The 11,336-nt window shown below is 55.4% G+C and carries 14 protein-coding genes; 8 read left to right on the top strand and 6 right to left on the bottom strand.

Going from position 1 to position 11,336, the window contains the following annotated elements; genetic code table 11:
• Positions 1 to 221 precede the first annotated feature (221 nt).
• From C5750_RS07625 to C5750_RS07640, 4 genes are all read right to left on the bottom strand, one after another.
• Entirely contained in the window at positions 222 to 869 is a 648-nt protein-coding gene (locus C5750_RS07625) for a glutathione S-transferase family protein (RefSeq protein ID WP_105733285.1), read from the bottom strand.
• Positions 866 to 1,306, bottom strand: a complete 441-nt coding sequence (locus tag C5750_RS07630) for an SRPBCC family protein (protein ID WP_105733286.1) — start codon at positions 1,304 to 1,306, stop codon at positions 866 to 868. The genes C5750_RS07625 and C5750_RS07630 overlap by 4 nt, the downstream gene beginning before the upstream one ends.
• Positions 1,303 to 1,641, bottom strand: coding sequence for an ArsR/SmtB family transcription factor (locus tag C5750_RS07635; protein ID WP_105733287.1), 339 nt, complete (start codon positions 1,639 to 1,641; stop codon positions 1,303 to 1,305). Before C5750_RS07635 ends, C5750_RS07630 begins: the two co-directional genes overlap by 4 nt.
• 174 nt (positions 1,642 to 1,815) lie before the next feature.
• Positions 1,816 to 2,079 carry a hypothetical protein gene (locus C5750_RS07640; RefSeq protein ID WP_105733288.1) on the bottom strand — a complete coding sequence of 88 codons (264 nt, stop codon included), beginning with the start codon at positions 2,077 to 2,079 and terminating at the stop codon, positions 1,816 to 1,818.
• A 25-nt stretch (positions 2,080 to 2,104) separates the two neighbouring features.
• Between C5750_RS07640 and C5750_RS07645 the strand changes: the two genes are divergently transcribed.
• The 5 genes from C5750_RS07645 (at position 2,105) to C5750_RS07665 (ending at position 7,078) form a co-directional block, all read left to right on the top strand.
• Positions 2,105 to 2,962, top strand: coding sequence for a transporter (locus C5750_RS07645; RefSeq protein ID WP_245421029.1), 858 nt, complete (start codon positions 2,105 to 2,107; stop codon positions 2,960 to 2,962).
• Between the two features lie 114 nt (positions 2,963 to 3,076).
• Positions 3,077 to 4,075, top strand: a complete 999-nt coding sequence (locus C5750_RS07650) for a helix-turn-helix transcriptional regulator (RefSeq protein WP_245421030.1) — start codon at positions 3,077 to 3,079, stop codon at positions 4,073 to 4,075.
• Positions 4,076 to 4,319: 244 nt separating this feature from the next.
• The gene (locus tag C5750_RS07655; protein ID WP_105733289.1) at positions 4,320 to 5,348 is read left to right on the top strand and encodes a DUF1254 domain-containing protein; all 1,029 of its coding nucleotides are present in this window, start codon (positions 4,320 to 4,322) and stop codon (positions 5,346 to 5,348) included.
• A gap of 62 nt (positions 5,349 to 5,410) precedes the next feature.
• Complete coding sequence (locus C5750_RS07660) at positions 5,411 to 6,232, top strand: acid phosphatase (protein ID WP_245421031.1); 822 nt, start codon at positions 5,411 to 5,413, stop codon at positions 6,230 to 6,232.
• Positions 6,233 to 6,280: 48 nt separating this feature from the next.
• Positions 6,281 to 7,078, top strand: a complete 798-nt coding sequence (locus tag C5750_RS07665) for a hypothetical protein (RefSeq protein WP_105733290.1) — start codon at positions 6,281 to 6,283, stop codon at positions 7,076 to 7,078.
• 77 nt (positions 7,079 to 7,155) lie between these two features.
• Here the strand turns inward: C5750_RS07665 and C5750_RS07670 are convergent, their stop codons facing one another.
• Complete coding sequence (locus C5750_RS07670) at positions 7,156 to 8,376, bottom strand: hypothetical protein (protein ID WP_105733840.1); 1,221 nt, start codon at positions 8,374 to 8,376, stop codon at positions 7,156 to 7,158.
• A gap of 247 nt (positions 8,377 to 8,623) precedes the next feature.
• Between C5750_RS07670 and C5750_RS07675 the strand changes: the two genes are divergently transcribed.
• The 3 genes from C5750_RS07675 (at position 8,624) to C5750_RS07685 (ending at position 9,995) form a co-directional block, all read left to right on the top strand.
• Positions 8,624 to 9,277, top strand: a complete 654-nt coding sequence (locus tag C5750_RS07675; protein ID WP_245421032.1) for a Crp/Fnr family transcriptional regulator — start codon at positions 8,624 to 8,626, stop codon at positions 9,275 to 9,277.
• A 182-nt stretch (positions 9,278 to 9,459) separates the two neighbouring features.
• Complete coding sequence (locus C5750_RS07680) at positions 9,460 to 9,720, top strand: CopG family ribbon-helix-helix protein (protein ID WP_105733841.1); 261 nt, start codon at positions 9,460 to 9,462, stop codon at positions 9,718 to 9,720.
• Entirely contained in the window at positions 9,720 to 9,995 is a 276-nt protein-coding gene (locus C5750_RS07685) for a type II toxin-antitoxin system RelE/ParE family toxin (RefSeq protein WP_105733292.1), read from the top strand. The genes C5750_RS07680 and C5750_RS07685 overlap by 1 nt, the downstream gene beginning before the upstream one ends.
• A 159-nt stretch (positions 9,996 to 10,154) precedes the next feature.
• On the opposite strand, the gene C5750_RS07690 is transcribed toward C5750_RS07685, so the two are convergent.
• Positions 10,155 to 11,315, bottom strand: a complete 1,161-nt coding sequence (locus C5750_RS07690; protein ID WP_130502091.1) for a helix-turn-helix transcriptional regulator — start codon at positions 11,313 to 11,315, stop codon at positions 10,155 to 10,157.
• Positions 11,316 to 11,336 lie beyond the last annotated feature (21 nt).

The following is an 11,336-nucleotide window of genomic DNA, read 5'->3' on the forward strand; positions in this document are numbered from 1 at the left end:
CTTTGTTGAGAGTGGGAATGTTCCGGCGACGTGAACCTCAAACGAGCTTGAGCCGATGATTTCGTTGAGCGTGCTGGTTGCAGTTTGGCTGCGATCGCCATTGTACATCAACAATTGCACCCCTGTTGGGACGTTTGGCTCGGGGAACACGCCATATGGGCAAGCAACGCGGTCGCCGCGCTTTAAAAGCCGTAGCGCGGTCAGCTGCCTCGCCACCTGAATCAAGCTGCATCTCCCGCAGCAAAGTGGGCCATCTGTTCGTCGTATGCTTTCAGGAATGCCGGCCGCGCCGTCGCGCGCGCGACGTAGGTGCAGCAAGCAGGGTACCTTGTGAGCCCGTCAAATCGGTCTACCTGCCGCAGTACGTCCGCCATCAGAAGGTCGGCCACGGTGAATCGACCGGCCGCCAGCCAGTCCCTGCTGGCCAGCACCGCTTCCATCCGTTCAAGCCTGGCCTTCAGAAAGTCGTCCACAAACCTAGCCTCGGGCGATTCACCGGGATAGCCCATGAAGCGGAAAAGCGCCCACGGCTGGCTCGGCAGGTCGACGGAGTTCAGCGCGGCGATCACCCACTCCACAACCTCGGCCCGGCTGCGCGAATCGGTGGGCATGAGCGCTGCGCTTTTCTCGGCGAGGTGCAGCAGGATGGCGCCGCTCTCGAAGATAATGAGGTCTCCATCGGTCAGCCACGGAACCTGGCCGAACGGCTGCGCTGCAAAATGGTCGGGGCCTCGATCTCGAAACGGCGTGCTCTCCACCCGATAGGCCAGCCCGGCCTCCTGCAGAGCCCAACGCACCCGCAGGTCGCGCACCATGCCGCGCGGCATTTCGGGAACCCAATCGAAGGTGGTGAGAATTATGTCGCTCATCTGTCGTCTCCAAGGAATACGGGAAGCTTGTCGAGAAGGCCGTTCCAGCCATGCTCATGACTATTGCGGGCCTCTTCGTCGGGCAGGTGCTCGTGGGTCAGGGTCAACATGGTCCCGCCGTCGAACGGTTCAAGCCGGAACGTCACCAGGGACTCCCGTTCCTTCGTCCCGGGCAGATCCCAAGTGAAAACAAGCATCTTTTCGGGAATTACCTCCTGATAGATGCCGGTTGGATTGTGCTCGTCGCCATTGACCAACCGGAACACGACACTGAAGCGGCCGCCCGGCCGCACATCGGCCACCACGCTGATGGTTGGTCCCGCATCGGGACCCCACCATTGCATCATCAAATCAGGTTGCGTAATGGCCGCCCACACCTTGGCGGGCGAAGCATTGATCCGGCGCACGATGGTCACGCTCGGGAGCCGGTCAGTCATTGTTCCCCATCCTCTTCAACGAGTGCGACAAGCCGGTCGAGACTTACCGCCCAGAAGCGTTCATACTGGTTGAGCCAAGTCATCGCCTCCCGCATCGGGGCGGCTGACAGGTTCACCGCCACGGTGCGGCCTGTCTTGGTCCGCGTGATCAGTCCGGCATCGGACAGGACGTCCAGATGCTTCGTCATGCCGGGAAGCTTTAGCGAAAAGCGCCCCGCGAGATCGCTGACCGAAAGCCCCGGTTCCACCATCAGGCGCTGCAGGACGCCCCGCCGGGTTGGATCGGCCAGCGCCCAGAATGTGCGATCGATTCCTGATGTTTTAAGCTTCGCCATGTAGCGAAGTGTTTAACCTTTACACCGGTGGAGTCAACCATTTGATAGGGCTCTGCCACAAAATATTTAACCCTCGCAAGTCGATAGCTCTCGACGGCAATCAGGTCGACTACGACGGTTTCCAACGCCGGACAGGCATTGGCACCAAATGGCAAGACCGATGGTCTTCCTCTGCTAGAAACGATCCAATGGGAATTTGCCGGTCGATCGCGCAATGATCGGTTGGATGGCGTTTTCTTGCCCCGTGCCGATCTCCGGTGGAATGGCGTGGGAGCCGTTCGTCAGGGGGAACATTGTGAGCTGGGTCATGAAAAAAGGGCTGTGTGCTGGGTATTCGCCCGTGACATACGCGGCACTTTTTCTCCAATTTTTCCCATTGGCAACTGTGCCGATCAGCACAGTTGCCAATGGGAAAATGTGAAACATTACAAACAGCATGGTCTTGCTAGTGCAAGATTAGTTCATGATCTATTTAGGGGAAGGGTGGAAAATGCAGTACACAAATGATCTGTTCAGTGGGCTTAAACGGCTCTGCGCCACGATTATTTCGATTATTGGCTTTGTCACAATCAACCCTGGTGCGGTTTGGTCGCAACCTTCGGCCGACGACCTGTCGCAGCAATTGGCCAATCCTCTGGCTAGTCTTATCAGCGTTCCCCTCCAAAGTAATTTTGATTTTAAAGCCGGTGCCAGCAAGAGCGGCTTTGCCTACGGGCTCAACATTCAGCCGGTTGTTCCATTCAGTCTGAACGATGAGTGGAACATCATATCACGTACAATTATACCGATTGCCTATCGTGATTATACGCCAGGTGGAAGCGTTTCCGGTTTGGGCGATATAAATGCCAGCCTTTTTCTATCTCCCAAAAATGCAGGGCCTGGCGGTTTGATATGGGGTGCCGGTCCCGTGTTTCTTCTTCCCACGGCCACTGATGAATATCTTGGCAGCGGCAAATTTGGTCTTGGGCCGACTGCGGTAGCGCTTGTCCAGCGAAAAGAGTGGACGGTTGGCGCATTGGGGAATCATATTTGGTCCGTCGCGGGCTCTTCGAGCAGGCAGGATGTCAGCGCCAGTCTGTTGCAGCCATTCGTTTCCTATAGTTTTGGCCACGGAAGATCGATGTCGCTTAGCGTGGATTCGACCTATGACTGGCAGGCTAATCAATGGACAGTGCCAATCAATTTGGGCGTTAGCCAGGTTTTCAAGATCAATGATCAGGCCATGAGCCTTCAACTGGGCGGGCGCTACTACGCCGATGGGCCCGAGGGCAGCCCGGAATGGGGCCTGCGCACAACCCTAACATTTATGTTTGCCAAATAAGCGAGCCGACTGTGCTGGCAATATAACAGCGAAATTCACCACTCCCAAAAAGGTGTAATTCCCATGCGATTTTGGCAAGTGATAGCGTCAACCACGTGAGCGCGACGAGATGCAATGGCCACCATCCCTATAACGCGCAGTCAGTTTCTTCTTCCTTTTGTCGGGATTCTTGATGAAATTGGTGCGCCGACAAATTCGCTTCTGGAAAAATTCCGGCTACCATCGTCTCTGGAAGCGAAAAGCGATCTCTACGTCCCGCTCTTGCCTGCGATCCACTTTATTGAGACCGCCCAGAGCACCCAGGGCATCAAGGATTTTGGCTTCTTGGCCAGCCAACGTCTGCACTATTCGCATCTTAGGGAAAAGACCAGAGCGCTGATCGCTCACTCCCCGACACTGCTGGTTGCGTTGCGGCACGCCTGCAACTGGGCGTCACGGGAGGATACGATCCTGAGCATGTGGATCGAACACGATAACGATCACGTGCGGGTTTGCAGCAGACTGGGCAGATCAAGTGCGCTCTTGCACCTGGAGCATGCGCAATGGCTCCAGAATATTTTCTCTGTCTACATCGTCCGGCAATTCGCGGGGCTCAACTGGATGCCGCCGGCGATGGCTTTTGAAGCGCGTTACACGCCGAGTGCGGCGACGCAATCTTTCTGGCCAAACGTGCGCTTCCTGTCCGAACAGCGTGCCGCTTGGATCAGCATACCGATCGCATGCCTTAGTCTCTCTAATCGTTCGGCCGAATTGTTTCCCTCGTCGCAGGAGCACGAGGATGGGCCTTCAGGCTACGATATCGTTGAAGTGCTCAAACTGATGTTGCCATCCTATCTCGACGGAGCCGTTCCAACGCTTCCCGAGGTGGCGGAGATGGCGGGGGTCAGCACGCGCACCTTTCAACGCAAACTCTCTCACATTGATTTTGCATATTCCGATATACTCGACAGCGTCAGATTTGAGCGCTCGAGCGCCCTTTTACGTGATACTGATTCCAAGATTATCGATATCGCATTTGCTTCTGGATACTCTGATCCAGCACATTTCAGCCGTGCATTCCGGCGAATAGCTGGTGTTACGCCACAGCAGTTTCGCGCGCAGTCGCGGTTGTGAGAGGTGCGTTTCTCCCAGAATATTTGTCGCCATATCGCGCCTTTTTCGCGCGAATGGAAAATGCCGTCGCCGGACAGACTTTGGCACAAAATGGCAAGACCGGTGACCCGCCTGCGCCTAAAACGGACAGATCAGAATTTGCCGGTCGATCACATGATGATCGGTCAGATGGTGTTTGCATGCTCCGTGTCTCCCCAGTGGAATGGCATGGGGTCGTTAATCAGTTTGAAGAAGAGGTATATCCATGTTCCGCTCGGTTAAGATCAGTCTAGCAGTTGCTTCGGTGGTATGGGCCAGCGGAGCATTTGCCGAAACATCAGGCAGCAAAATGCCGGTCACAGTGGACAATTTCATTCGCGCGGAGACCGACCATTACCTTGCAGCCAATACGAAGGACATAGGCGGACTGGGCAAGTTCAAGCACTCGCGGGAGCCCGTACCGGTTGATAAGCAAACGGTCATCCGCATGAATCGGGATACGCTTTATTCGTTTGCAGTTTTTGATCTTGCTGGCGGGCCGGTAACGCTGTCGCTGCCTGACGCGGGCAAGCGCTATATGTCGATGATGGTTGTTGATCAGGATCACTATCTGCCAATCGTCGCCTACGGAACGAAGCCGGTTACGCTGACACAGAAATCGGTTGGCACCAGATATGCCTTCGTGGCCATCCGGACGCTGGTTGACCCCAATGATCCGAAGGATCTCGACGAGGTTCACAAGCTTCAGGATGCCATCAAGGTCAGCCAGAAGGACACAGGCAAGCTCGATCTTCCAAACTGGGATGAAGAGGGCCTCACGGATGTTCGCAATGCGCTGCTTTCGCTGGCAAAACATCAGACGTCGTATCACGATTCCTTTGGAGCGCGCGGCGAGGTCGATCCGATCCAGCACTTGATCGGTACAGCCTCCGGATGGGGTGGCATTCCGGAAAAGGACGCCATGTACCCGAGTTTCACTCCCGAGAAAAACGATGGCAAAACGGTTTACACCCTTAACGTGCCAAAGAGCGTGCCGGTGAAGGCATTCTGGTCGATCAGCGTCTACAACGCAAAAGGCTTCTTCGAGAAAAACGACTACAACGCTTATTCGATCAACGACATCACTGCGACGAAAAATGCCGACGGATCGGTGACTGCCCAGTTCGGAGGCTGTGATGGCAAAATCCCGAACTGCCTGCCGATCGTTGAGGGCTGGAACTACACCGTACGGCTTTATCGTCCGGAGCCAACCCTTGTGAGTGGTGAGTGGAAGCTTCCAGAGGCCAAGCACTAAACCGAATCCCAGGGGAACCACACGCCGAGGGTGCCCGGAGCCATATCTTGAGGAACAGTTGGATGTTGTCAAAAATCCGTCAGATGGCCTTGCTCACCGCCGTCGCCTTATCTGGCCAAAGCATAAGTTCTGCTGTGGCGGAAACGGCTGTTGGGCCGAAGGTGACGGACCCACATTTCCATCTGATTCCGGGCTATCTGCAGTCGAGCGAGCTGCCCAACAGTCTCGTTTTACTTGGGCCTCCTCCGGCAGACGGAAGTGCGGCGTTGGCGCGTGACGAGGCTGCCAGAGAAGCTACGATGGCGCTGCGCGGAAAAGCGCGCTGGAATCTCGCGCGGAAAGATGCCGATTTGCAGTTTCCCCAGCCCGCAAAGAATTTTTCTTGTGCTTTGGGCGCTGATATCAGCGAAGGGAAAACACCGCATCTCTATCGTCTGATGCAGCGAGTGCTGACGGATGCTGGGTTGTCGACCTATGGCATCAAGAACCGGTACAACAGAACCCGTCCTTTCGTCGTGCACAATGAGGGCACGTGTCAGCCAGACGAAGAAGCTGTGCTGCGCCAGGATGGTTCCTATCCATCGGGGCACACTGCTGCGGGCTGGGCCTGGGCGCTCGCTTTGGCCGAAGTCAACCCAAAACAAGCCGATAACCTGCTCAAGCGCGGATTGTCGTTTGGGCAGAGCCGGGTGATCTGTAATGCCCATTGGCAAAGCGATGTCGATGGGGGACGCATTATGGGCGCTGCAACGATTGCCAAACTCCATAGCAATGCCGAATTCCTTGCCGATGTTCAAGCAGCGCGCAAGGAACTGGAAACAGCCAGTTCCCCGGCCGCCGATTGTGCCGTTGAGGACGAAGTGCTCTCAGAACAAAAGCGCTGACAATTCTTTCTCTAAACACATCACCAGAGCTTGATGTCGGGGGGACCAATGCATCACCATAGGCTATTCGCGTTTTCGCTGGCTGCGTTCATCGGCAGCCAGCATGCGGCTGTCGCCGCAGATATTCCGCTGACGCCCGCCGTACCTGAGTTTGACAAGCAGGAGATCAAACCGGATGGATGGCGTTTTAGTGCAAGTCCTTATTTCTGGGCCGCTGGCATCAGCGGCACTGCAGGGCAATTCGGGTTGCCTCCTGCAAAAATGCAATCAGATTTCGGCAGTCTTTTCAATGATCTGGACTTCTCGTTCATGGGTATCATCGAAGGGCATTATGATCGCTACAGTCTGTTCAGCGATATCATTTATACAAAAATATCGACAGGTGGTCAGACCCCTCTTGGTGTATTCAGCAAAAGCGTCGATGTTACATCTCAGACCTTTTCCGGCTTTTTCGGCGGAGGTTACAGTCTGCTTGAAAATGGAAGAAGCCGTCTTGATGCTGTGGTGGGAGGACGCGTCTGGTATGCAAGCACGGAAATCTCCTTTAATGGCGGATTGTTCGACGGACACAGCGGACGCGACAGCGCCGCATGGGTTGACGCCGTCGCAGGCATAAGGGGAAAATATTTCCTCACAGACGATCTGTATTTCAGTGGCTGGGGCGTCGTGGGGGCCGGACAGGCAAAGATCGATTGGGATGTGGCCGGAACAATCGGATACCAATTCAGGGACAACCTGTCGGCAGTCGCAGGCTATCGCGCACTTGGTGTCGACTACAGTCACGATGGCTTCGTCTACGACGTGGTTCAAAAGGGGCCAATATTGGGGATGGTGTTCCATTTCTAGCTCTGGCGAACGGAAGGGAAAGCGGCCGTTCTCCTATGGAGGCCGCGTTCACCGTTGTTGTTGATCGGTCTTGCGCATCAAAGAAGCAGCAATTTCTTCACGAGTGATAATACCTCTTTGAAGGGTAGTTTTGTCGCGCCCGCCACTGCGAAAGGAATGAGGGCTGCGGCCGCAACCGGCACCACGGCGCTTCTATCAACGAGGATCGTTGAAAGCTTGCGTGTCGCGTCATAGAGCTTGCTTGGGTCCGAAAGCTCCGTATCAGGCTCGTTCGCGGAATCGGAAAACACGTTCCGGCCAAGAGTCTTCCGCTCCGCAGATCGACAAAATTGCGTTGCCTGAGCTGCCAGCAATGAAAGGCTTTCCTCCTTCAATCGAAGAAGTGGAGGGGTGAAGGCAGATAGCGGATAGGCGAAGAAACCGATGACGATCGCAAGCCAACCGCTCATGACCATACTGAGCATTGTTATGGAGGGATCTTCGTGAGCCAGGCTCTTGGCGACGACCGACGCAATGCCGCAGCTCAATCCAAAGACAAAAATGGCGTAGGCATTGGGATAGCGTCCCAGAAAGGCCAATCCGCCCTTGCCGTCGGGGTGGGTTGCAACCAGCCGGAGATCAAGCTTTGCAAGTTTGCGCAGCATGCGCGCCCACAAGAGGTGCCTCCATCCTCCCCGCAGAAGAAGAAAGACGAACAATGGAAGGCTGACGCAGATCGACCACCAGCCGGCAAGCGTCACACGATTGCCGGCGGCGAGATGTTCGACCGCCCACGACGATGCTTGAGCCGCGTGGAGGTTAAGATAAGAGAGGATCGAGGCGAAAAGCGCCAGGACCAGGCAGGCAAACTCAGCCATGCGGGAATCGCGTTCGCGAAGCGTAGAGGCTACGATGCTTGCGGCGGCCGGGATGAATGTCGGAGCTATGATGGGTGTGCGCACAAGATGGGACAGTCTGGCCTTCAGGCCCGCTTCGACCTGTTGTTCGGCCAGAACAAATGCACCGATCCCGCTGAAGAACTTTGCCCATACTCCGAGATCGGCAAGATAGGCTTCGGGACTGTGCTCCAAAGAAAAATTGCGCGGCAAGCCAAGCAGAAAGGGGCCTCCCCAGGCCAAGGCCACAAACAGGGCGGCACGGGGCCCGACGCGGAGCGTATTGTGGCGGAGCAATTTCAGTTGCCGTTGAAGTTCGAAAAAGGGCCCGCCATGGGAGACAAGAAAATCCCCGAGATCAGGCGCGCCACTCGAGGGCGGATTTTGCGTATTCGCGGGGCTCTGGTTCGATGTATCGTTCATTTCCCAATCCATTTGTTGAAAGAGCGACCCTCGACAACACCAGCTGCGATCTCAGGGCGGCTGTGCGGGCGGCCGAGCAATTCAATGGGCATGAGCAGGCATCAGGACGCGAACAGCCATAAGCCATCGCATCCTCTTTTCTCTTGTCACAAAGTTGATACAAGGCTTTTGAACGGGGCATTGTGTCAAACCGCACAATCGGGAGAAGAAAATGGCGCGTATGTCACGAGCGAATGCGGAACGCATCATGTGCGAGGCCGGCTGGCTGGCTCAAATGCCCGAAGCCTTCCGGGTCCGCTTGTTCCAAAATGCGCTGCTTCAGAAATTTGACGCAGGCCAGGTCATATTCCGTCCGGGCGACCCGGCCGGCGGCATCTATGGTCTCGTCTCAGGAACTGTGACGGTGGATACCGCACCCCTCGACTCAACGCCGCGCCTGATCCATATCGCCGTACCCGGCGGATGGACCGGCGAAGACAGCTTCATGACTGGGAAGCCGAGACGGATAGAGCTGTTCGCGCGCAGTGAGACATGGGTGATGCATGTGCCACTTGAGACGATGGAGCAGATGGCCGCCTCCGATCCCGGCAACATTCGCGCTTTCGGCGTCATTTCGATCTTGGCGGCCGACAAGCTTCTCAGGATCGTGCATGATCTGCAGAAAAAAAGTGTCAGCTCCAGGATCGCTTCAGTCCTGCACCGCATGTCATGGGCGACGGACGTTCCGATTTCCGTTTCCCAGGAAAATCTCGGTATCCTGACAAACACCTCACGCAAGCAGGTCAATAACGCCATCCAACGTTTCATTGAGGCGGGTTGGATTGAAACCGGTTATCGCTCCATAACCGTCACCAATCCCCTGGCTTTGCGGCGGCATGCCGAACAGGACGTTGTGGACTGATCTGTTTCAGCGACCGGAGCGCCGCGGCGAAACGTCGAGTTCGGCTGTCGCCGTTCGCATGCCATGCTCGATCGGACTTTTCATTCATTTTCCGATGGCCCCAAGATCATAAACTTAGATGGCGGATATTGTTTAATCACTATTAATCACTATGATTAAACATGACGACATGGAGCTATCCGATGCAAACAAAAGTACTGACTGCGCATGTCCCTCTGCCGCTTGCTCAAAAGGTTGACGAACTGGCTGGCCGATTGGACCGGTCAAGGGGCTGGATTGTAAAACAGGCCTTGGCGGCCTGGATCGAACAGGAAGAGGAACGGCATCAACTGACACTTGAAGCCCTTGCCGACGTTGACGCCGGCAACGCGATAGATCATCAGGCTGTGAAGGCCTGGGCCGCAAGTCTTGCAACAGATAAGCCGCTGCCTGTTCCGCGCTGATGCAAATCGAATGGACACTTGCTGCACTGTCTGACCTGGCACGGCTTTATGATTTCCTTGAGCCCGTCAATCCAGCTGCTGCGGCGCGGACGGTTCAATCACTTACCGCGGCGCCGGAACAGTTGCTGCTTCATCCTCGCCTGGGTGAAGGGCTTGATGAATTCCAGCCGCGTGAGGTTCGCAGGATTCTGATTGGCCGTTACGAAATACGCTATGAGATCCAGAACCTGACAATCTATGTCTTGCGGATATGGCACACGCGTGAAGACCGTTGAATGGTGAGGGTTTGTAGCGCTGATCGGCAAACGCTGATTTTTGTCTTTGATCAAAACCGCTTGGTGGCGAGCACGACGCGGTGCCCAGTACGATAGCAGTACTGCCCACGAGACATTGTGTTCTTCAAACAGCGTGATATTTTTTGCAGCAGGCCCGTTTCAATCGGTCTGTTGCAGAGAATGCATCTGGATGGGAGGCACTGCCAGAGTAGCAAGCCGCATGAGCTCAGACTGCCGCCGGACGCCGGTCTTTTGAAAGATATTGTTGAGATGAGTTTTGACCGTCGTCATGGCGATACCCAGCTCTTCCGCTGTGTCCGCAAGTGTGCGGCCGGCCACCAGGCAGTTTGTCACCTTCGTTTCAGCGGGTGTCAGTTTAAAGGCCGCCGCAAATGTGACAGCAGCATGCTTGTCGTCGGAATTTGCATCGATGAATACCGCGGCGACAGCCGCAGGATGTAATCTTGTTCTCACATCGCCACCGGTCATGGGGAGAACATGCGCGAACATGGGGTGCAGGTTGGTCTCCGTCAGCCGGATAGAAACGCCTGTTCGGCCAAGCTTGGATTCATCGCGTGATGCAAGCTTGATTGCTTTTTGCAATTCGTTGTTCGCCGAGCGCGAAGTAGCGATGAGCGAGCCGCCATTGCTCACAATGGGATGCCGGTTCAGGAGCATGTCTTCCGCCGACCGGTTTGCGTGCAATATTGCTCCACGCTCGCTGATCAACATGACCGCGTTGCGAAGTGCGTCCAGCGTTTCTGCCATGCGGTCCCGCTCTACTGTTCTCACGTCAAGAACGTTACTGATCGTTACCGCACGGCGCAGATGCGGCAGCAAGAGCATGCCATCTTCAATTTCATGCTTGGTAAAAATCCCGCGCCGATTTTGTTTGGCAAGTACCAGTTCCGAGAAATGTGCGGGTGTTGAAACCAGAAAATAATGGGCGATGTCTATGATGCCAAGTGGTTGCAAACATTCACGAACATAAGCCGAATTCTCAGCTTGGGACGCCGGAATTTCAATGGAACCGACAAACGGTTGATCCAGTGATGTTTGGCGTAGGAGCCATGGAGTCAGTTTGGCGTGGATCTCCGGAAGATGTTTATTCCGTTGTTCCAGCCAGTATGGTTCCCAGCCCGTACTCCGATTGATCAGGATGCGATCGCGTTCAATATCGTTGAGCGATAATATTCCGTGCTCGCATTCGAGCGCCTGTGCCACCTCAGCCAGCGTGTTGTTCCATCGCTGTGGATCGAGAGCGCAGTCGTATATTGATCCGATCAACGCAGACAATTCCTGGTTCGATAGTGTTGTCACTGCCGTCTCCCTCGCCACAAG

This window comes from Phyllobacterium myrsinacearum (assembly GCF_002980555.1).
Lineage (GTDB): Bacteria > Pseudomonadota > Alphaproteobacteria > Rhizobiales > Rhizobiaceae > Phyllobacterium > Phyllobacterium myrsinacearum.